This window comes from Bacillus sp. EE-W1 (assembly GCF_009760835.1).
In the GTDB taxonomy this organism is placed as follows: Bacteria; Bacillota; Bacilli; order Bacillales; family Bacillaceae_G; genus Bacillus_A; species Bacillus_A wiedmannii.
In genome coordinates this window covers 1-21,560 of record NZ_WIPE01000100.1, presented here as the reverse complement: position 1 = coordinate 21,560, position 21,560 = coordinate 1, and the positions used below count along the sequence as shown (strand labels likewise).

Genomic DNA, 21,560 nt, shown 5'->3' with positions numbered 1-21,560 from the left:
TTATTTCTCCACGCCTGGTGTTTGTTCTGCATGGAATGTCCAGTTTAGCTGCAGGGAATCACCCTGGAATTTATTTTGATCTTGGTCGTTGTCTTCAAAGGAGAAGAGAACGTGTAAATAATCTGTTTCACCAGATTTAATACCATCTATTAAGTTATGACGTTCTAGAGAAGTAGCTACATCCTCCGGTTTCATAGTTTTTAATTCTGATAATTTTGTTTCCCACAAAATTTCATGATCATCGTTTGGATTAGATGGCTTTCCATCATTCACTAAAAATTTGACGATGATGTGATCGCCTAAATCTTCACCATCATTATTTTGCTTTGCATCTGTAACTTCATAGGATGTTTCAAGTGCTACTTTTGCAATATGCAATGTTCCTTTATTTTCAAGCTTGAAGTTTCTTTCAATCAAATCACCTGGTTTTAAATCTTTCACATTAACAATTACACTTGGGTTAATAGAAAGATCTAGTGTACCAGCTTGAAATGAGTTACTAGATGTTTCAGAATCACTGAAATAGGCGAATACACCGCCGAATGTAAGGGATAAGCCAAGTGAAGCTGTGACAACTCCCATTCCAACCTTTTGTTTTAATGACATAAGAAAGCCTCCTAATTTAATTTTTTATCAAACTTTTTCTTGGAGCATGGACAGAGTAAACATAGTGTTTCAGTATGAATTATATTTGCGAGAGTTCGTAGTTCTTTATTGAGAACAAGTATATGCTTATGAATTTTCCATTTCAATAAAATTGTGACAAAAAATGTTGAGAAACATTTTTTTATGACAGATTATTTTGTTGTGATTTTAAGTGATAAATAGCAAGTAAAATAGAATCAATCTAATGAAATAAAGGTTGAGAAATAAATAATAGGATGAAAGCCTAGTAGGAAATGAAGCGTTTGCAATGGATATTCGTCAAAATTCGATATTTTACACAGTAAATTTGAATATTTTAAGCGAAATTAAAGAAAAAAACGAATATTTTTTAAAAAATAACAAGGATATTTCAGTTTTTCGCAGAAATGATAAAGAGTAAAAAATTTCTGTCATCTTAGTGAGGTGAACATATTGGATGTAATAAATTGTGAAGAAGTGAAACGAGATGAGTTTCATACAGAAAAGTACTATGACAGTTATAACATCTTTGGGGCACATATTGTGACGGAAGATGGGATGCGAGGTGTACGATTCACAGTATGGGCTCCTCATGCGAAAGCAATGAGTGTTGTTGGAGATTTTAATGAATGGGATTATGAGCAACATAAGATGCTACAAGTGACAGAAGAGGGGATTTGGTCCTTGTTTGTACCGCATATTGAAGAGAATGAGATATATAAGTATGCGATTGAAACGATGGATGGTGACGTTATTTTAAAAGCAGATCCTTACGCAGTATATGCAGAAGTAAGACCAAATACGGCATCTGTAGTTTTTGATATAGAGGGATATGAATGGAATGATAAAAACTGGATTCGTAAGAGAAAGAAAAAATCGATTTATAAAGAAGCGATGACAGTTTATGAATTACATTTCGGTTCTTGGAAAAAGAAAGAAGATGGCGCTCTGTATTCTTATAGGGAAATGGCCGAGGAGCTCATTCCGTATGTGGTGGAACATCAATTTACACATATTGAAATTATGCCGCTTGTTGAGCATCCATATGATCGTTCTTGGGGATATCAAGGGACGGGATATTATGCAGCGACAAGTAGATTCGGCACGCCACACGATTTGATGTGTTTTGTCGATGAATGTCATAAATATGGAATCGGTGTCATTTTAGATTGGGTGCCGGGGCATTTTTGTAAAGATGCTCACGGTTTATATTTGTTTGATGGGACACCGACTTATGAATATAAAGATATAGATGTACAAGAAAACCTAGTATGGGGAACTGTTAATTTTGATTTAGGGAAGAGGGAAGTACGTAATTTTTTAATTTCAAATGCGTTATTTTGGATGAAGTATTTCCACATTGACGGTTTCAGGGTGGATGCAGTTGCGAATATGCTGTACTGGAATAAAGAAGGACAAGAGCAAAGTAATGAGCACGCTGTTTCATTTTTACGAGAGTTAAATGAAGCGGTGTTTGCAGAAGATGAAGATTTTCTTATGACAGCAGAAGATTCAACAGCTTGGCCACTTGTAACAGCTCCAACGTATGAAGGTGGGCTTGGGTTCAATTACAAATGGAATATGGGCTGGATGAATGATGTGCTGAAATATATGGAGTGTGCGCCTGAGTACAGGAAGTATATTCATGAGAAAATGACGTTCTCTTTAATATATGCTTACTCTGAAAATTTCATATTACCGCTTTCTCATGATGAAGTCGTTCATGGGAAAAAGTCGTTATTAAATAAAATGCCAGGAGATTACTGGGATAAGTTTGCTCAACTTCGTTTATTATATGGATATTTCTTTACTCATCCAGGTAAGAAATTGCTCTTTATGGGTGGAGAATTCGGGCAGTTTGATGAGTGGAAAGACCTTGAAGATTTAGATTGGAATTTACATGATTTTGAAATGCATCGTTATATGCATGATTACTTTAAAGAGCTCATAGCATTGTATAAGCGCTCCAAACCACTTTGGCAGCTTGATCATTCACCTGAAGGATTTCAGTGGATAGATGCTAATAATCATGAGCAAAGTATTTTCTCGTTTATCCGCCAAGGGGATAAACAAGAAGATGCGTTAGTTGTCGTATGTAATTTTACGAAAGCTACATATGAAAACTATAAAGTAGGTTTGCCAGATTTCGAGTATTATAACGAGATTTTAAACAGTGACGCTGAGCAATATGGCGGATCGGGGCAAGTGAATAAGAAACGTCTCAAGACGATTCAAGAACCGTATCATAATCAAGCGGCACATGTAGAAATTACAATTCCACCATTTGGCGTATCCATATTACGACCAGTGAAGACGAGAAAGGGGAGCAAAAAACAAGATGGCTCAAAAGCAAAAGTGCGTAGCAATGTTACTAGCAGGGGGAAAAGGTAGTCGATTAAGTGCATTAACAAAAAATTTAGCCAAGCCAGCTGTTCCATTTGGTGGTAAATATCGCATTATTGACTTTACGCTAAGTAACTGTGCGAATTCTGGTATTGAAACGGTTGGGATTTTGACGCAATATCAACCACTCGAACTTCATAATTATATCGGAATCGGCAATGCTTGGGATTTAGACCGAGTAAGCGGTGGAGTCACAGTGTTACCTCCTTATGCGGAGTCTTCAGGTGTGAAGTGGTACACAGGTACAGCAAGTGCCATTTATCAAAACTTAAACTATTTAAGTCAATATGAACCAGAGTATGTTCTGATTTTATCAGGCGATCATATTTATAAAATGGATTACAGTAAAATGCTAGATTACCATATTGAGAAAGAAGCGGACGTTTCGATTTCTGTTATTGAAGTGCCGTGGGATGAAGCGAGTCGCTTCGGTATTATGAATACGAACGAAGAGATGGAGATTGTTGAATTTGAAGAGAAACCGCAATTTCCAAGAAGTAATCTTGCATCAATGGGAATTTATATTTTTAACTGGGCAATTTTGAAAGAGTATTTAGAGATGGATGCAAGAAATCCTGAATCTAGTAATGATTTCGGAAAAGATGTACTTCCGCTTTTATTAGATGAAGGGAAAAAGCTGATGGCGTATCCGTTTGAAGGATATTGGAAAGATGTTGGAACGGTGAAAAGCTTATGGGAAGCGAATATGGATTTACTTCGCGATGAAACATCGCTGAATTTAAACGATCGTAATTGGCGTATTTATTCTGTGAATCCAAATGAGCCACCTCAATATATTGCAGAAAAGGCAAAAGTAGAAGAATCACTTATTAACGAAGGATGCGTCATTGAAGGGGACGTGAAGCATTCTGTATTATTCCAAGGGGTGACGGTGGAAGAAGGTAGTATGGTTATTGATTCCGTCGTTATGCCAGGAGCGAAGATTGGTAAAAATGTTGTGATTGAAAGAGCGATTGTTGGATCGGAAATGGTTATTGAAGATGGAACAATTATTCGTCCAGAAAAAAATGTCGACGATGTAGTACTCATTGCTGAAGGGAAATAGAAAAGGGGGATGAAATGAATGGGAGAAAAAATGTTAGGAATTATTAATGCAACGGGAAGTTTTCCTTCCTTAAAGAAAGTAACAGGGCATCGTTCATTAGCGGCGTTACCATTTGGGGGCCGTTATCGACTCATTGATTTCATGCTTTCAAATATGGTGAATTCTAATATTCATAGTGTAGCGGTTTTTACAAGTCATAAAAACCGTTCACTAATGGACCATGTTGGTTCAGGAAAACAGTGGGATTTAGATAGAAAAAGAGACGGACTGTTTTTATTCCCGCCAAATTGCCAATGTGACCAAGATGAATTTGGGTCTTTTGCACATTTTAGAAGACATATTGATTATTTTTTAAGAGCTAGAGAAGAATACGTTGTTATTACGAATAGCCATCTCGTAACAGCATTAAATTTTCAAGCGGTGTTAGAGCGACATATACATACGGCAGCTGATATTACTGAAGTTTGCCATGAAGGGGTTTCGCTTCAAACATACGTGTTAAAGAAACAATTATTGTTAGATTTATTTGAGACATATAAAGATGTGGAGCAATACAGTTTATTTGATGTAGTGAGAGAAAAGCGCGGAAAATCACTGCATATTGCTACGTATGAGCATACAGGATATGTAGCTATTATTGATTCAATTGAAAGTTACTATAAACATAGCTTAGAAATTTTGCAACCTGCTATTTGGAAGCAATTATTTAAGAAAGAAGCACCGATCTTTACGAAAGTAAAAGATGAACCACCAACTCGTTACCTGAAGGGTGCAGCCGTGAAAAATACAATGATTGCAAACGGCAGTATTATTGAAGGAGAAGTAGAAAATAGTGTTATCTCCCGTTCTGTTAAAATTGGAAAAGGCTCAATTGTTCGTAATAGCATTATTATGCAAAAGAGCAAAATTGGAGATAACTGTATAATAGACGGTGTTATTATTGATAAAGACGTGAAAATTGGTGACGGTGTTGTACTAAAAGGAAACGCCGATGAGCCATATGTTGTAGAAAAAGGAAGCATTCAAAACAGTACGATTAATAGTTATTCTTAAAAGAATCAGTGGGGGTTTTTCCTCCACTGATTAAAGCATTCATTCAAATGAAAACTCGAAGGGAGGAAGCTGCAAGGGAAGTCGTATAAGCTTTTCGTGCAGTGGGACAACAAGTGAATATTTTATTTGCAGTATCAGAATGTGTACCATTTGTTAAATCGGGAGGATTAGCTGATGTAGCAGGTGCGCTCCCAAAAGAGCTAAAAAAATTAGGCGTGGACGTTCGCATTATACTTCCAAATTATAGTCTTATTCCGCAAAAATTAAGGGATGGATGTACGTTACATAAGGTAATTAACGTCCCGCTTGGGTGGAGAAATCAATATTGCGGAATTTTAAAAGGTGAGCAAGACGGGATTACGTATTACTTAATAGATAATGAATATTATTTTAAGAGAGATTCTCTATATGGTCATTATGATGACGGAGAGCGTTTTTCTTATTTTTCGAAAGCAGTTTTAGAGTGTATTCCGCATCTTGATTTTGAAGTGGATGTTCTTCATAGCCACGATTGGCATACAGCTATGGTGAATTTCTTACTGCGTGAAAAGTATCAAGATAATCCATTATATGAGCATATTAAAACGGTGTATACGATTCATAATTTGCAGTTCCAAGGTGTATTTCCTCCTGAAGTGATGTACGACTTGTTAGAACTTGGTGATGAATATTTTCATAGTGAGCAGCTAGAGTTTTATGGAAATGTGAACTTTATGAAGGGCGGAATTATTGCTTCTGATCAAATTACAGCGGTTAGCCCGACATACAAAGAGGAAATTCAATATGAGTTTTTCGGTGAGAAGTTAGATGGGTTGTTACGAAAAAATAATGGTAAGCTTAGCGGCATCGTAAATGGAATTGATACGAGCGTATATAATCCAGAAACAGATTCGTATATTACTGCTCAGTATGATGCAGAGTCATTAGAGGAAAAGAATGAAAATAAACGCGCCTTGCAGCGTTATTTTGGTTTGCCAGAAAAAGAAGATACACCAATTATTTCGATGGTAACGAGATTAACGAAGCAAAAAGGTCTTGATTTAGTACGTACTGTATTCCGCGAAATAATGGAGGAAGATGTGCAATGTATTATTTTAGGATCAGGTGATTCTGAATATGAACAATTCTTTGAGTGGATGGCATACGAGTATCCTGAGAAGGTAAAAGTGTATATCGGATTTAATGAAGAACTAGCCCACCAAGTGTATGCGGGAAGTGATTTATTCTTAATGCCATCACTATTTGAACCGTGTGGACTTGGACAACTTATCGCATTAGCGTACGGTACAATTCCGATTGTAAGAGAGACAGGCGGATTAAATGATACTGTACAATCTTATGACGAAGAAACTGGAGAAGGAAATGGTTTCAGTTTCACGAACTTTAATGCGCATGACATGTTGCACACGGTTCTTCGTGCGATTGAATTTTATCATGATAAACCGGTATGGGAGCAGCTTGTAAAACAAGCGATGACTGAAGATTATAGCTGGGAGAAATCAGCTCTTGCCTATAAGAAATTGTATAAAAGTCTCATGGAATAACATGTAGGTGGTGAAGAAATGTTTACTCATGTTGAAAGTTTCAAATCAGCTTTTCTAGAAAAGTTAGAGACGATGTATGGTAAAAGTTTTAAAGACTCTACAACTCGTGATCAATACAATACGCTTGGGTACATGGTACGTGAGTATATGAATAGTCAATGGATTGCAACGAACGAAAGTTATCGGTCTGGAGAGCAAAAGCAAATGTATTACTTATCCATTGAGTTTTTACTTGGGCGTTTGCTTGGAAGTAACATATTAAATTTAGGCATCAGGGATGTATGTGAGCAAGGACTTTCTGAGCTTGGGATTTCTTTGCAACAGTTAGAAGAGGTGGAAGCAGATGCAGGTCTTGGAAATGGTGGACTTGGACGATTAGCAGCCTGTTTCCTTGATTCACTTGCATCTTTAAACTTACCAGGTCATGGCTGTGGAATTCGTTACAAGCACGGCTTATTTGATCAAAAAATTGTTGATGGTTATCAAGTTGAATTTCCAGAACAGTGGCTTCTGCATGAAAACGTATGGGAAGTAAGAAGGCATGATCAAGCTGTAGAAGTAAGTTATTTCGGCAATGTTGAACCGCTATACATTGACGGGCGTTTAGAGTTCAGGCATACGAATGCAGAAGTGATTATGGCAGTACCATATGACGTTCCAGTAGTAGGTTATGAGACGAGTACTGTAAATACACTCAGACTTTGGAATGCTGAACCAGTTCCTTTCCCGCAAAATTGCAAAGATATTTTGAAATATAAGCGTGAAACAGAGGCGGTATCGGAGTTTTTATATCCAGATGATACGCATGATGAGGGGAAAATACTTCGTTTGAAGCAACAGTATTTCCTCGTATCAGCAAGTTTGCAAAATATCGTTCGTATGCATAGAGAAAGATATGGTGACCTTCGTCAATTACATGAGAAAATTGCGATTCATATTAATGATACACATCCAGTTTTGGCGATTCCAGAACTAATGCGTATTTTATTAGATGAAGAAAAACTAGCATGGGAAGAAGCTTGGCACATAACGACACAAACGATTTCTTATACGAATCATACGACGTTATCAGAAGCGCTTGAGAAGTGGCCAATTCACATTTTTAAACCGTTATTACCGAGAATTTATATGATTATTGAAGAGATTAATGAACGTTTCTGTCATGAACTTTGGGAACGTTATCCATATGAATGGCATCGTATTGAAGAGATGGCGATTATTGCGCATGATCTTGTGAAAATGGCTCATTTAGCAATTGTCGGTAGCCATAGCGTAAATGGTGTAGCAAAAATTCATACGGAAATTTTAAAGCAACGTGAAATGCGATTGTTTTATGAGTTTTATCCAGATAAGTTTAATAATAAAACGAATGGAATCGCTCATAGACGTTGGTTAATGAAGGCGAATCCGCAGCTGACAAACCTTATTTCGGAGGCGATTGGAACAGAGTGGAAGAAAGAACCGATTAAGCTTCAAGAGCTACAATTAGTTCAATATGATGCGAGTTTTCAAGAGAAATTTGCAGAGGTAAAACAAGAGCGTAAAGAGATTTTAGCGGAGCATATTCATAATAAAATGGGGATTACAATTGATCCTAATTCTATTTTTGATGTGCAAGTAAAAAGACTACATGCTTACAAACGACAACTATTAAACGTTCTTCATATTTTATATTTGTATAACCGTTTGAAAGAGGATGCTAGTTTTACATTTTATCCGCGTACTTTTATCTTTGGAGCGAAAGCATCACCTGGCTATTACTATGCGAAAAAAATTATTAAATTAATCAATGAACTCGCAAGGAAAGTGAATAATGATCCGTACGTAAGCCAATATATGAAAGTTATCTTTCTAGAAAACTATCGAGTGTCTTTAGCGGAAGATATATTCCCAGCTGCGGATGTGAGTGAGCAAATTTCAACTGCGAGTAAAGAAGCATCAGGAACAGGGAATATGAAATTTATGATGAATGGTGCGATTACACTCGGAACGTTAGACGGAGCTAATGTTGAAATAAAAGACCGGGTCGGTGATGATAACTGTTTCATTTTTGGCTTAACAGCGGAAGAGGTTCTTCATTACTATCAAAATGGTGGATATCGTGCAAGTGATTATTATCACCACAATATGCATATTAAAAAAGTAGTAGATCAGTTAACGAATGGTTTCTTTGCACATTCGGGAGCTGAATTTGAAGCGATTTATGATTCTCTCGTAATTCAAAATGATGAATACTTCGTTCTGCGAGATTTTGGTCCATATGCGGAAAGACAAGAAGCTGTCGGTAGAGCGTATGAAAACCGAACGAAGTGGCTAGAAATGTCGATTTTAAATATTGCACAGTCTGGTCATTTTGCGAGTGATCGAACGATTTTACAGTATAGTAATGAGATTTGGAGTATTGGTAATGCCGTTACACAGTATTAAGTGAAAGTCCCTTTTGAAGGGACTTTTATTCATGGAGACAAAGTGTATTCACTTTTAAAAGAGGAATATAATTGCTAAAAAACGAGCTTAATCTCATTAAGCTCGTTTTTCCTTTTTTGCTTAAGAAAGAAATGGGATGGCAGTATACATGATACCTGTTCCACCATATTCTCCAGTCGCAAAGTATGAAAATGTAAAGAAACCCGTAAACGTAAAAATTACAATGAGAAAAAGTGCAAAGATAAATTTTAGCATGTAAGGTCCCCTCATCCAAAAATAACTTCATATATTATTATAGTATAAGGATATAGGGTTTCCAATCATTACCTGGTTAAAAATGAGAAGTCAGACATGTTTTGTATGTTGTCATGGCATGATTATTTGTAATAGATTTTGTGTTTTTTGTAAAAGTCATGTTGTGATGAACGTGTGCATATTCCCAGTCTTGGTCATTAAAATGGACATTGCGCGGAGGGAGAAGAGGAACGACATCAAATAGATTAACGAAGCGAAAGCTACTAGCTACTTGTAGTTTATAATAATTACGAAATGCAATATCGCCCACTTTGGGAGAGGCAAATGTATAAAGACCGTACTGTGCGAAGGCGGTGTTGATACGCGCATCGAGTATATGTAGTGTGGCGAGCGCGCCGCCTAAGCTATGACCTGTTGCAAGGAGTTTTTTATGGGCTGGTAGTGATACGAGCATATCCATAATAGAATCTCGGCAAGATTCATAAATGGAAAGAAAGCCGTTATGGACATTTCCGCTGTTTAAAGCATATGGGTATGGTTTTTGGTTAACGAGTGAATCGATAATCCAGTCTGTATCTGTTTGTGTTCCGCGAAAAGCTACAATAATCGTATCCTCAGATTCTAGTATGAATCCGAACCATTCTGTCGTTTCAATGGTTTTTCCTTGAAAGCCTTGTACATATTGAAAACCATCCGGTATTTCGAAAATCCCATTTTGTTTATATTGTTCATACGTTAACTCACAACAAGAAGCTAACAATATGGCGGTATCTTTATCGAAGGATAAAGGAGTACGCATTAAGGAAGCCCTCCTTAAGAAAAGGTATAGTTCAATATATGCAGTGAGGGACTTGATTCATTCTTTTGGAGGGGCAAATAGTTTGTATCGCGTATATAAATTAGTGGATGAAATTATAGCGACTTATGGACGAATCATGCCAAAATAAAACAGCACCCTATAAGGGCACTGTTTACTCTTTTCCATCTAATAAACGTCCAAGTCCGCCTAAGACGCTGCCTTCACCGCTGTTTTGAGCTGCTGGGCTTGTAAGACGTGCTGCTAAACGGCTAAGTGTTAAGGACTGAATCCAAACCGTTCCAGGACCTTCTAACGTTGCGAAGAATAAGCCTTCGCCGCCAAATAGAGCTGTTTTTACTTTTCCAACGAACTCGATATCGTAGTTAACGTCTTTTGTCATGGCAACGAGACAACCTGTATCGATGCGAAGTCTTTCGCCAGGTTTTAATTCACGCTTATATACAGTTCCTCCTGCATGCATGAAAGCGAGTCCATCACCTTCAAGTTTCTGCATGATGAAACCTTCACCACCGAAGAAACCAGTTCCAATTTTTTTCGTAAACTCAATTCCGATAGAAACGCCCTTTGCTGCACAAAGAAACGCGTCTTTTTGACAAACGACTTTCCCTTGATATTGTGTTAAATCAACAGGGATGATTTTTCCTGGATAAGGAGCGGCGAATGATACGTGGCGCTTGCCATGACCTGTATTTGTAAAGACAGTCATAAACATACTTTCACCTGTAACAAGACGCTTACCAGCGCCCATTAATTTACCGAATAGACCACTAGATGGGCCAGAACCATCACCGAAAATGGTTTCCATTTCGATATGATCTTCCATCATCATCATTGCGCCAGCCTCTGCGATAACGCTTTCTTCTGGATCTAATTCAATTTCAACAAACTGCATATCATCGCCATATAATTTATACTCGATTTCATGTGCTTGCATTTTTTCACCTCATCATATGTAGTAATTATATTGTACAGAAATCAAAGGAATTAGAATACTGTAGATTTGTTAATTTTTGAATAAAAATAGAATGAAAATTTAAGGTTATACTAGGATTATAAAAAACGATGGGTTGAAAGTGTTCTCATTTGACGTTTTTGACATAGCATGATATAGTGAAAATACTATTGAGCTACATAATGTGGTACGGAAATAAAGCACGTTGTATTAAAGGCTGTAAGCTTGTTATACATTCATGTCCTTTATATCCACCTTTTCATGTGGATTCATAGTTTCATTTTTATTTAGGAGGTACATGACATGCAAACAGGTAAAGTTAAATGGTTTAACGGCGAAAAAGGTTTTGGCTTCATCGAAGTTGAAGGCGGAGAAGACGTATTCGTACATTTCTCAGCTATCCAAGGCGACGGCTTCAAAACTTTAGAAGAAGGTCAAGAAGTTTCTTTCGAAATCGTTGAAGGAAACCGCGGACCACAAGCAGCTAACGTTACAAAAAACTAATTAGCTAGCGAAAAAAAGCATTCCGAATTTCGGAATGCTTTTTTTATTCTTTGGAGCTAGATTCATTTGAAGATAACTCGCCTTTGAAAGTACGCTCTTCAAAGTCATCAAGCATTTGTTCATACTCTTCATGTTCTTCTGTGGCGAAAACTTGAGGATTTTTGCCATACATGTCTGTTCCTATAAAATTTTCGAAATCCTCTACATACCCAACATTTTCTTCACTATTTACGTACATGCCATTATAGTTTTTGGAATCCTGTCTTTCTAAATCGGACGGTGTTTCCGATGTCCCATAATTTGCGACATCTTGCCATGCATCTTCAGCATCGTATTCTACAGAATGATCTTCGTCGTGCTTGTGAAAAGAAGGAGCCAACACCTCTTCTTCAACTGGTCGCGTGTTCATATTTAATTTATTTGTAGTGTGCTGAATACATGTTGTAGCGGTTGGCATTGCCTCTAATCTTTCAAACGGAATTTCTTCGCCAGATACTTCGCAAATTCCATACGTACCTTCTTCAATTTTTTGCAGGGCATGTTTTGTATCTTCTAGCTGCTTATGCCAAAATTCGATGAGCCCGAAATCTTTCTCACGTTCGTACAATTCTGTAGCCATATCACCTGGATGATTGTCATAGCTAGATAATTCTCCAACAGAATCGCGTTCAGAAGCACGATCTGTATTCTCATGAGTTTGTATTGTTTGTTCAACTTCTTGCTGTTGTTTTTCTAAAATAGATTTAAATTGATTTATTTGTTGTGGAGTTAACATAGTCGTCCACCTTCCTACAATTCAGTTTCTTTACATAGTATGAGCGTTGAGAGTAGGAATTATGAGCTGAAATTGGTATATGAAAAAGGAGCCACGTCAGCAGCTCCTTTTTATCCCGCATTAACGGGCAGTTGATTAAAGTTTCACTTTATAGGAAATATCCAAGCAATAATCCGATTCCCATGAGGAGACCGAAGATTGTATTTGTTTTTGCTGTTGCAATCATCGCAGGTACCATTTCCATTGGAATACTTTTGCCGATAAAGCCTTTCGTCGCTTTCAATGCTTTCGGTGCACTTAAAAATACGATAAGCATCCATGGTGATACGATGTTAACGATAATTAGAGCGATTGTCCAAATATAAGAAACGATGAACATAGAAGCGAGTACACCAACGGCTCTTTCGCGTCCAACGAGAATTGCTAACGTTTTACGACCGTTTTCTTTATCGCCATCTAAGTCACGAATGTTATTAGCTAGTAAAATGGCACCAATTAAAATGGAGCTTGGAATAGATAGTAAAACGACTTCTGATGTTACAGTTCCAGTTTGAATAAAGAATGAAATTCCAATAATAATGACACCCATAAATAATCCGGCTGTTAACTCTCCAAATGGTGTATATGCAATTGGAAGTGGGCCACCTGTATAAAGGTAAGCAACGGCCATACAAACAAGACCGATTGCAGCAAGCCACCAGCTAGAATTCATACAAATATAAACACCTAATAGTATTGCGATCCCGAAAAATCCAAATGCTAAGTTAAGCACCGTTTTTGGCTGAATGCCATCGCGAACGATAGCGCCGCCGATACCAACTGACCCTTCGTGATCGAGTCCTCTTTTATAATCAAAGTATTCATTAAACATGTTTGTTGCTGCTTGAATGAGAAGACAAGCGAGAAGCATCATAAGGAAAAGAGGGAGATGTATTTGATTTATACCTCCGACCTGCATCGCATAGGCTGTTCCGATGAAAACAGGAACGAAAGCTGCTGTTAATGTATGGGGACGTAGTAAACTCCACCAAATGCGCCAGCCGGTTTGCTTACTTGGCTTTGGCGCCGTAGGAGAGGAATTCGTTTCGACGTTCATTTCCATGTTGAATCCTCCTTTGGTCACATATTGTACACAACTAAGTGTAGAAAAAGCATCATTTAGTGTCAACGTTTATTTTCTAGGAAGAGAAGGTGAATTTCTCAGAAATGCTAAACGTTGACAGGCCTTTCGTTTGAGGTGTATCTTAAAATCAAGCGTAATTATGACTATTTTTCGCCCATAGGGGGGAGACAATTGTGATTCAAACGAAACAAATAGGCTTGCAAGAAGTTCTTAGTGCAGCCATTAAGCGTGCAACTGATGAAAAAATATTGGTGAGCTTCGTAAAACAAATAGACTGGATAGATCCGCTTCTGTTTTATGCAGCAGGAAAAAGGATCTCATTCGAAAATAGATGTTATTTTGCAGACCCAGCTCAGCATGTAATATTTGCTGGAATTGGCTCTGTTTTCACTATAGCAACTTCTTCTCACAAACGCTTTCAAACGGCTCGTGACGAGTGGGATAAAGTAAAAGAGAAAGCATTTGTACAAAGAGAAAGATACGAATTTGGAACAGGTCCTCTTTTATTTGGTGGATTTTCATTTGACCAAGAAAAAGAGAAAACCGACTTATGGAAAGAATTTGATGATACGACATTTTCACTACCAGCATTTTTATTAACTGTAAAAAATGAAAAAGCATGGTTAACAATGAATACATTCGTTTCAGCAACTGATTGTGCAGAAACTCTTTATAACGAAATTGTTTCTTTAGAAGAGAAAATTTTTGGGGAGAGTAAATGTGCACTCGAAGGATCGAAATTAACAGTTACTTCTAAAGTAGAAGTAGATCCGCAAGGCTGGATGAAGGCCATTGAGAAAGTGCAGGATGAGATGAAGCAGGGGAACGTGCAGAAGGTTGTATTAGCGAGGGAGCTAAAAGTAGAAATGGATCATCATATTGATTCTGCTCTTGTTTTAGAAGCACTTCGCATTGGGCAACCAGATTGTTACGTATTTTCTTTTGATTATAAAGGAGCATGCTTCTTAGGAGCGACGCCAGAGAGATTAATTCGCAAAGAAGATGAGAAGTTTACTTCGATGTGTCTTGCTGGTTCAACTGGTCATGGTCAATCTATAGAAGAAAGTGAACGAAATAGTAATGCGCTTCTTCATGATGAAAAGAATTTAGCTGAACACGGTTATGTTGTGAACATGATTCGAGGAGTACTAAATGAGCACTGCGAATCTGTTAATATTCCGGAAAGTCCGGGCTTATTAACAACGAAAAACTTAATTCATTTATATACGCCTGTAGAGGCAAAAGGCGATGCAAGTCTTTTAACAATGGTAGAAGAATTACACCCAACACCAGCTCTTGGCGGGACACCTCGTTTGGAAGCGATGAAACTGATTCGTGATGTTGAATTGTTAGACAGAGGGTTATATGGTGCACCGATTGGCTGGATAGATGATGAAGGAAATGGTGAATTTGCGGTTGCACTTCGCTGCGGATTATTAAATGGCGCGAAAGCATCCTTATTTGCTGGGTGCGGGATTGTAATTGATTCAGTACCGCAACTTGAATATGAAGAAACAAGCTTGAAGTTTAGACCGATGCTTGGTGCTTTGGAGGAATTAATGAAATGAACAATCATATAGAAGCATTATCATATTATTTAGGCGCGTTCGTGGATGAACTGACGCGTCTAAATGTATGTGATGTTGTCATTAGTCCAGGCTCACGGTCAACACCGATTGCTCTACTAATGGAACAACATGAAGGAATGAACACATATTTACATGTAGATGAAAGATCAGCGGGATTTTTTGCACTCGGTATCGCAAAAGCAAAAAAACGCCCTGTTGCATTATTATGTACGTCAGGAACGGCAGCAGCAAACTATTATCCAGCTGTATGTGAAGCTTTTCATTCACGAGTGCCGCTTATCGTCTTAACGGCAGATAGACCGCATGAATTAAGAGATGTTGGTGCGCCACAAGCGATGAATCAATTCAATTTATACGGTACATTTGTGAAGCAATTTACAGAGATGGCACTTCCAGAAGCGAGTGAAGCGATGTATCATTATGCTCGCATGACGACGCAGCGCACGATAGCAAGCGCACTTCTAGCGCCGCAAGGACCTGTTCATCTTAATTTTCCAGTTCGCGAGCCGCTTATCCCAGATTTCTCATTAGAAAGTTTATGGGATAAAGGACGCGGGGAATATACAGGAGTAGTTCAGCAAGGGAACGTGATGATGCCGAGTGAATATGTAGATTCTCTTGTAGGGCGCCTTTCACATATGGAAAAGGGGCTTATTATTTGTGGAGATGATAGTCATTCAGAAATCGCAGCGTTTACGGCAGAACTAGCTGAGAAAACGGGATATCCAATATTAGCGGATCCACTTTCTAACATTCGTAGCGGACATCACGATAAAACGATGGTAATCGACTGTTACGATACATTTTTACGAAATGAGCTGTTAAAAGAAACGTGGAAGCCAGAAGTTATGATTCGTTTTGGTGGGATGCCTGTTTCGAAAGCATTAACGCAGTTCATCAAAAAACAGACGAAAGCTGTTCATATCGTTGTTGACGAATCTGGACAATGGAGAGATCCAGCTCTCGTTGCGACAGAAGTTGTCCAAGCAAGTGATATTGCATTTTGCAGTGCATTAATAGAAAAACTGCCAGTTATGAAAAAGAATGATTGGTTCGGAATGTGGCAACATATAAACGAAAAAACGAAGGAAACGCTTCGTGAAATGGAAACATATGAAACTGCATTTGAAGGGAAAGTTATTACGGATATCGTCCGCGTACTACCAGAAGGGGCAACATTATTTGCGAGTAATAGTATGCCAATTCGTGATACAGATTCATTCTTCTTCACATCGGATAAAAATATTCAAGTGATGGCAAACCGTGGTGTAAATGGGATTGATGGCATCATTTCGACAGCTTTAGGAGCGAGCATTATTTGCGATCCGCTCGTATTAGTTATTGGTGATTTATCATTCTATCACGATTTAAACGGATTATTAGCCGCAAAATTACATGAATTAAATATAACGATTGTCGTTGTAAACAATGATGGTGGCGGTATTTTCTCATTCTTACCACAATATGAGAAAAAGGAACATTTTGAATCATTATTTGGAACGCCAATTGGACTTGATTATGAGCATGTTGTCAAAATGTACGGCGGTTCATTTAGTCGTGTAAATGGTTGGGAGCAATTCCGAGAAGAGGTACAAAAGGGAACGACGACGGAAGGTTTACACGTTGTAGAAATTTGTACGAACCGTGATGAAAACTTAACATTGCACCGTAAATTGTGGGCAAAAACGCAGGACGTAATTACTACATCGTTGCAAGGTGAATCAAAATGAACGTAACGCTGCAAGGTGTATCGTATGAATATGAAGTAGTCGGAAGCGGGGAACCACTTCTACTTCTTCATGGTTTTACGGGAAGCATGGAAACGTGGCGTTCCTTCGTTCCTTCTTGGAGTGAGCAGTTTCAAGTCATTTTAGTAGACATTGTGGGGCACGGAAAAACGGAAAGTCCTGAAGATGTAACTCACTATGATATTCGAAATGTAGCATTGCAAATGAAAGAACTATTAGATTACCTTCATATTGAAAGAGCGCACATACTTGGCTATTCAATGGGCGGTAGACTGGCGATTACGATGGCATGTCTATATCCAGAGTATGTACATTCCCTTTTGTTAGAAAATTGTACAGCTGGGCTCAAAAGTGAAGATGAGAGAGAAGAACGTCGTGAAAAAGATGAGCGACTTGCCGATAAAATTGAGCGAGAAGGCATCAATAGTTTTGTAACGATGTGGGAAAATATTCCGCTGTTTGAAACGCAAAAACGTTTAGCACAAAACGCACAAGAAGCAGTGCGACAAGAAAGACTTGCTAACAATCCAAAAGGAATTGCAAATAGCTTGCGCGGCATGGGAACAGGGGCTCAGCCTTCATGGTGGAACGAGCTGCAAAACTTAAAAATACCTGTTCTTTTAATGAACGGGGAGCATGATGAAAAGTTCTTTCGCATATTAAAAAATATCGAAAAATGCATCTCTGACGCGAAATTTGTGAAAATTGATGGTGCTGGCCATGCAATTCATGTGGAACAACCGGAAAAGTTTGATACAATAGTAAAGGGATTTCTAAAAACTATGCAGTGATGCTTTTTCATCTAAGAAGGAAGCTACACTTATAGAGGAGATCAGAAATATACAAGGAGGTAGTTGTAATGGCTATTGAATGGGTAAAAGAAGGCAATTACGAAGATATTATTTATTCAACATACAATGGTATCGCAAAAATTTCGATTAACCGTCCTGAAGTACATAACGCATTCCGTCCTAAAACGGTAATGGAGTTAATCAACGCTTTTGCACACGCTCGTGATGATGCAAATGTTGGCGTTATCATTTTAACAGGTGAAGGTGGACGTGCATTCTGTTCTGGCGGCGACCAAAAAGTTCGCGGTCATGGTGGATATGTAGGTGACGACCAAATCCCTCGTTTAAATGTATTAGACTTACAACGTCTAATTCGCGCAATTCCTAAACCAGTTATCGCAATGGTAGCAGGTTATGCAATCGGTGGTGGACACGTACTTCATATCGTATGTGACTTAACAATCGCTGCAGACAACGCTGTATTCGGACAAACAGGTCCTAAAGTAGGAAGCTTTGACGGTGGATACGGAGCTGGTTACTTAGCTCGTATGGTAGGCCACAAGAAAGCTCGCGAAATTTGGTACCTATGCCGTCAATACAGCGCACAAGAAGCGCTTGATATGGGCTTAGTAAACACAGTAGTACCATTAGAAGAGCTTGAAGCAGAAACAGTACAATGGGCACAAGAAATCTTAGCAAACAGCCCAATGGCACTTCGTTTCCTAAAAGCTGCATTCAACGCAGACACAGACGGTCTAGCTGGTATTCAACAACTAGCTGGAGATGCAACGTTATTGTACTACACAACTGACGAAGCAAAAGAAGGTCGTGACGCGTTCAAAGAAAAACGCAGTCCGGACTTCGGTCAATTCCCTCGTTTCCCTTGATCAAACCAAAAGCGGAGCCGACTGTTTAGCCTCGTAGGCTAAGGTTCTTTCGCACAGAAAGTGTTTTTTACTTTCTCGCTTAGAATGTGAGGGGGATGGAGCTTCTGACGAAGAGGCGCTTTTTGCCTCGTAGGAAGGCGTGAAACGACCGACTGTTCTAGCCGCTGTAGCTAGATGAGATCAACCGGAAACAAAATAACTAAGAGACTTGATGTCATATCAAGTCTCTTTCTTTCATGAAAGGAGAATGAGTGATGGAGACGATGCCAAATTGGTTAATGCAACGTGCATTTTTAACACCAGATCGCACTGCAATTGAAATAGAGGATGAAAAGGTTACTTTTATGGAGCTGCATGAAAAAGTAGTATCTGTTTGTGAACACCTCACGCATGTAGGAGTGAAGCGTGGGCAAAAGGTGGCTGTTCTGATGAAAAATGGTATGGAGATGATTACAGTTATTCACGCCCTATCTTACGTAGGTGCAGTAGCTGTGCTTTTAAATACGCGTCTTTCAAGAGAAGAGCTACTTTGGCAAATGGATGATGCTGAAGTTATATGCTTAGTGACGGATCAAGATTTCGAGGCTAAAGATGTTCCTGTATATTCGTTCGCCGAAGTGATGAATGGATCGAAGGCGGAAGCCTCTATACAAGAAGAATTCTCTTTAGAAGAAGCGATGACAATCATTTATACGTCAGGGACGACAGGAAAACCGAAAGGCGTTATTTTAACGTACGGCAATCACTGGGCAAGCGCAGTCGGTTCTTCGCTTAATTTAGGGCTTCGTGATGATGATTGCTGGTTAGCTTGTATGCCAATGTTCCACGTTGGCGGGCTATCTCTTTTAATGAAAAATGTTATGTACGGAATGCGTATTTTACTCGTTCCGAAATATGATGCTGATTTTATTCATAAAGCACTTCAAACGAGAGGTGTTACGATCATTTCTGTCGTTTCTAAAATGTTAACTGATTTATTAGAGAGACTTGGAGAAGAGACATATCCATCTTCTTTACGATGTATGTTACTTGGCGGAGGACCAGCGCCGAAACCGTTATTAGAAACTTGTGTAGATAAAGGAATTCCTGTGTATCAAACGTACGGTATGACAGAAACGTCGTCGCAAATTTGTACGTTATCCGCAGATTATATGTTAACGAAAGTAGGATCAGCTGGGAAACCACTATTTCAGTGCCAACTTCGTATTGAAAAAGATGGCGTAGTAGTACCGCCGTTTGTGGAAGGCGAGATCGTAGTAAAAGGACCGAATGTAACAGGTGGTTATTTTAACCGTGAAGATGCGACAAGCGAAACAATTCAAAACGGATGGCTTCATACTGGTGACCTCGGTTATTTAGATGGAGAAGGATTTTTATACGTACTAGATCGCCGCAGTGATTTAATTATTTCTGGCGGAGAGAATATATATCCGGCTCAAATTGAAGAAGTGTTACTCTCTCATCCGATGGTAGCGGAAGCCGGTGTTGTCGGTATGACTGACGATAAATGGGGACAAGTACCCGCTGCTTTTGTTGTAAAAAGTGGAGAGGTAACAGAAGAAGAAATCCTTCATTTTTGCGAGGAGAAATTAGCGAAATATAAAGTGCCGAAGAAAGCGTGTTTCTTAGAGGAATTACCACGAAATGCTTCGAAAAAATTGTTAAGACGAGAGTTAAGACAATTAGTGGAGGAGATGTAAGTGGAAATAAAAAAAGCGACACTTCATATAACGGAAATGCCACTCGTAATCCCGTTTGCTGCAAGCTACGGAACGTATGAAAAGCGTGAAAGTATCGTCATTGAATTAGAAAATACGGACGGATACATTGGATTTGGCGAAGTTGTTGCGTTCTCTGAACCGTGGTATACGGAAGAAACGGTGAAGACAGCGCTACATGTACTTCAAGATTTTTTAATACCGGATTTATTGAAAGCTGAAATTTCTCATCCGAATGAAATACCAGGGTTGTTCAAGCATATAAAGAGAAACAGAATGGCAAAGGCCGGAATTGAAGGGGCTGTTTGGGATTTATATACAAAGCGTCAAAAGAAGTCATTAGCGACATTGCTTGGCGGAACTAGGACTGAAATTGAAGTAGGCGTTGTGATTGGTATCAATACAATTCCGGTTATGTTAAAACAAATCGAGAAGTATGCAGAAGAAGGATATGAGCGTTTTAAAGTGAAAATAAAGCCAGAGCACGACTACGAGTTATTGAAAGAAATTCGTAAAGAGTTTCCAAGCATCCCGTTAATGGCTGATGCAAATTCAGCGTATACATTAGCTGATACGGAGAAACTGAAACGATTAGATGAATTTCAATTGATGATGATTGAACAACCGCTAGCGGATTACGATTTTCTTGATCATGCACAACTGCAAAAGAAAATGGAAACGCCGATTTGTTTAGACGAAAGCATCCATAGTTTAGAAGACGCGCGCGTTGCGATTACGCTTGGCAGTTGCCGAATCGTTAATATTAAACCAGGGCGAGTGGGTGGATTAACAGAATCCATTCAAATTCATGATTACTGCATGGAGCATAACATATCAGTTTGGTGCGGTGGTATGGTAGAGATGGGGATTTCACGAGCACAAAATGTTGCGCTTGCTTCACTGCCAAACTTTACGATTCCAGGTGATATATCTGCCTCTAGCCGACATTGGGAGAAGGATATTATTTCGCCGGAAGTGATGCTTGAGGGCGGAAAGGTGATTGTACCGCAAAGTGTTGACACTGAGTATGAAGTAAATCGAGGAAGGCTGACGGAAATCACGAAGCAGCGGATAGTTTTGGAGCGGTGAATTTAATCAGGATGCCCGCAAATAGCGGTAGGATTTTGTTGTTAATTGTTGGTAAGTCGATATATTTCAATAATCGTCGATATAATTTCATTTACAAAGGTTACTCCTGTGAGTAACCTTTTCGTATTGTACAAATTGGATAGACTAGTTTACAATCGAGCGTATAAAGTGAAACTTTAATCAGTGGGGGCA

General features: G+C 38.7%; 18 protein-coding genes. 12 read left to right on the top strand and 6 right to left on the bottom strand.

Annotated elements, in window-relative coordinates; translation table 11 throughout:
- On the bottom strand, positions 1-606 hold the full coding sequence (locus tag GFJ36_RS25130) for a CalY family protein (protein WP_088064688.1): 606 nt from the start codon (positions 604-606) through the stop codon (positions 1-3).
- A 471-nt stretch (positions 607-1,077) separates the two neighbouring features.
- Here GFJ36_RS25130 and glgB point away from each other — a divergent pair, with 471 nt between their 5' ends.
- The 5 genes from glgB to glgP all read left to right on the top strand — a co-directional run bounded on the left by glgB (position 1,078) and on the right by glgP (position 9,117).
- Positions 1,078-3,015: a 1,4-alpha-glucan branching protein GlgB gene (glgB, locus tag GFJ36_RS25125; protein WP_157349773.1), complete on the top strand. Its 1,938-nt coding sequence runs from the start codon at positions 1,078-1,080 to the stop codon at positions 3,013-3,015.
- The gene (gene glgC / locus GFJ36_RS25120; protein ID WP_000057613.1) at positions 2,963-4,093 is read left to right on the top strand and encodes a glucose-1-phosphate adenylyltransferase; all 1,131 of its coding nucleotides are present in this window, start codon (positions 2,963-2,965) and stop codon (positions 4,091-4,093) included. Before glgB ends, glgC begins: the two co-directional genes overlap by 53 nt.
- Positions 4,094-4,111: 18 nt before the next feature.
- A complete protein-coding gene (gene glgD / locus GFJ36_RS25115; RefSeq protein WP_000504142.1) occupies positions 4,112-5,146 on the top strand; it encodes a glucose-1-phosphate adenylyltransferase subunit GlgD in 1,035 nt (344 codons plus the stop codon).
- A gap of 113 nt (positions 5,147-5,259) precedes the next feature.
- Complete coding sequence (gene glgA / locus GFJ36_RS25110; RefSeq protein ID WP_002203738.1) at positions 5,260-6,690, top strand: glycogen synthase GlgA; 1,431 nt, start codon at positions 5,260-5,262, stop codon at positions 6,688-6,690.
- An 18-nt stretch (positions 6,691-6,708) separates the two neighbouring features.
- A complete protein-coding gene (glgP, locus tag GFJ36_RS25105; RefSeq protein ID WP_157349772.1) occupies positions 6,709-9,117 on the top strand; it encodes a glycogen phosphorylase in 2,409 nt (802 codons plus the stop codon).
- Positions 9,118-9,237: 120 nt separating this feature from the next.
- On the opposite strand, the gene GFJ36_RS30010 is transcribed toward glgP, so the two are convergent.
- From GFJ36_RS30010 to GFJ36_RS25095, 3 genes are all read right to left on the bottom strand, one after another.
- Positions 9,238-9,372: a hypothetical protein gene (locus tag GFJ36_RS30010; RefSeq protein ID WP_002015803.1), complete on the bottom strand. Its 135-nt coding sequence runs from the start codon at positions 9,370-9,372 to the stop codon at positions 9,238-9,240.
- Positions 9,373-9,448: 76 nt separating this feature from the next.
- The gene (locus GFJ36_RS25100; protein ID WP_157349771.1) at positions 9,449-10,171 is read right to left on the bottom strand and encodes a lipase family protein; all 723 of its coding nucleotides are present in this window, start codon (positions 10,169-10,171) and stop codon (positions 9,449-9,451) included.
- A 172-nt stretch (positions 10,172-10,343) separates the two neighbouring features.
- Positions 10,344-11,126: a TIGR00266 family protein gene (locus GFJ36_RS25095; protein ID WP_001147830.1), complete on the bottom strand. Its 783-nt coding sequence runs from the start codon at positions 11,124-11,126 to the stop codon at positions 10,344-10,346.
- Between the two features lie 321 nt (positions 11,127-11,447).
- On the opposite strand from GFJ36_RS25095, the gene cspD reads away from it, so the two are divergent.
- Positions 11,448-11,648, top strand: coding sequence for a cold-shock protein CspD (cspD, locus tag GFJ36_RS25090; RefSeq protein ID WP_001193052.1), 201 nt, complete (start codon positions 11,448-11,450; stop codon positions 11,646-11,648).
- Between the two features lie 43 nt (positions 11,649-11,691).
- On the opposite strand, the gene GFJ36_RS25085 is transcribed toward cspD, so the two are convergent.
- Together GFJ36_RS25085 and GFJ36_RS25080 are read right to left on the bottom strand one after the other, a co-directional pair.
- Entirely contained in the window at positions 11,692-12,423 is a 732-nt protein-coding gene (locus GFJ36_RS25085) for a yteA family sporulation protein (RefSeq protein ID WP_048541151.1), read from the bottom strand.
- Between the two features lie 148 nt (positions 12,424-12,571).
- A complete protein-coding gene (locus GFJ36_RS25080; protein WP_060486613.1) occupies positions 12,572-13,525 on the bottom strand; it encodes a 1,4-dihydroxy-2-naphthoate polyprenyltransferase in 954 nt (317 codons plus the stop codon).
- A 194-nt stretch (positions 13,526-13,719) separates the two neighbouring features.
- On the opposite strand from GFJ36_RS25080, the gene GFJ36_RS25075 reads away from it, so the two are divergent.
- From GFJ36_RS25075 to menC, 6 genes are all read left to right on the top strand, one after another.
- Positions 13,720-15,114 (top strand): isochorismate synthase, encoded by a 1,395-nt coding sequence (locus GFJ36_RS25075; RefSeq protein WP_157349770.1) that lies wholly within the window; start codon positions 13,720-13,722, stop codon positions 15,112-15,114.
- Entirely contained in the window at positions 15,111-16,865 is a 1,755-nt protein-coding gene (menD, locus tag GFJ36_RS25070; protein ID WP_088064684.1) for a 2-succinyl-5-enolpyruvyl-6-hydroxy-3-cyclohexene-1-carboxylic-acid synthase, read from the top strand. The genes GFJ36_RS25075 and menD overlap by 4 nt, the downstream gene beginning before the upstream one ends.
- Positions 16,862-17,674 carry a 2-succinyl-6-hydroxy-2,4-cyclohexadiene-1-carboxylate synthase gene (gene menH, locus GFJ36_RS25065; RefSeq protein WP_088609426.1) on the top strand — a complete coding sequence of 271 codons (813 nt, stop codon included), beginning with the start codon at positions 16,862-16,864 and terminating at the stop codon, positions 17,672-17,674. Before menD ends, menH begins: the two co-directional genes overlap by 4 nt.
- Before the next feature lie 68 nt (positions 17,675-17,742).
- Positions 17,743-18,561 carry a 1,4-dihydroxy-2-naphthoyl-CoA synthase gene (gene menB, locus GFJ36_RS25060; RefSeq protein ID WP_000963888.1) on the top strand — a complete coding sequence of 273 codons (819 nt, stop codon included), beginning with the start codon at positions 17,743-17,745 and terminating at the stop codon, positions 18,559-18,561.
- A 254-nt stretch (positions 18,562-18,815) separates the two neighbouring features.
- On the top strand, positions 18,816-20,261 hold the full coding sequence (locus tag GFJ36_RS25055; protein ID WP_141542724.1) for an o-succinylbenzoate--CoA ligase: 1,446 nt from the start codon (positions 18,816-18,818) through the stop codon (positions 20,259-20,261).
- Positions 20,262-21,368 carry an o-succinylbenzoate synthase gene (gene menC / locus GFJ36_RS25050; protein WP_157349769.1) on the top strand — a complete coding sequence of 369 codons (1,107 nt, stop codon included), beginning with the start codon at positions 20,262-20,264 and terminating at the stop codon, positions 21,366-21,368.
- Positions 21,369-21,560 lie beyond the last annotated feature (192 nt).

Coding starts and splice junctions, on each gene's coding strand:
- GFJ36_RS25130 (WP_088064688.1), bottom strand. CDS start 606: ATGTCATTAAAACAAAAGGTTGGAATGGGAGTTGTCACAGCTTCACTT.
- glgC (WP_000057613.1), top strand. CDS start 2,963: ATGGCTCAAAAGCAAAAGTGCGTAGCAATGTTACTAGCAGGGGGAAAA.
- glgD (WP_000504142.1), top strand. CDS start 4,112: ATGGGAGAAAAAATGTTAGGAATTATTAATGCAACGGGAAGTTTTCCT.
- glgP (WP_157349772.1), top strand. CDS start 6,709: ATGTTTACTCATGTTGAAAGTTTCAAATCAGCTTTTCTAGAAAAGTTA.
- GFJ36_RS30010 (WP_002015803.1), bottom strand. CDS start 9,372: ATGCTAAAATTTATCTTTGCACTTTTTCTCATTGTAATTTTTACGTTT.
- GFJ36_RS25100 (WP_157349771.1), bottom strand. CDS start 10,171: ATGCGTACTCCTTTATCCTTCGATAAAGATACCGCCATATTGTTAGCT.
- GFJ36_RS25095 (WP_001147830.1), bottom strand. CDS start 11,126: ATGCAAGCACATGAAATCGAGTATAAATTATATGGCGATGATATGCAG.
- cspD (WP_001193052.1), top strand. CDS start 11,448: ATGCAAACAGGTAAAGTTAAATGGTTTAACGGCGAAAAAGGTTTTGGC.
- GFJ36_RS25085 (WP_048541151.1), bottom strand. CDS start 12,423: ATGTTAACTCCACAACAAATAAATCAATTTAAATCTATTTTAGAAAAA.
- GFJ36_RS25080 (WP_060486613.1), bottom strand. CDS start 13,525: ATGGAAATGAACGTCGAAACGAATTCCTCTCCTACGGCGCCAAAGCCA.
- menD (WP_088064684.1), top strand. CDS start 15,111: ATGAACAATCATATAGAAGCATTATCATATTATTTAGGCGCGTTCGTG.
- menH (WP_088609426.1), top strand. CDS start 16,862: ATGAACGTAACGCTGCAAGGTGTATCGTATGAATATGAAGTAGTCGGA.
- menB (WP_000963888.1), top strand. CDS start 17,743: ATGGCTATTGAATGGGTAAAAGAAGGCAATTACGAAGATATTATTTAT.
- GFJ36_RS25055 (WP_141542724.1), top strand. CDS start 18,816: ATGGAGACGATGCCAAATTGGTTAATGCAACGTGCATTTTTAACACCA.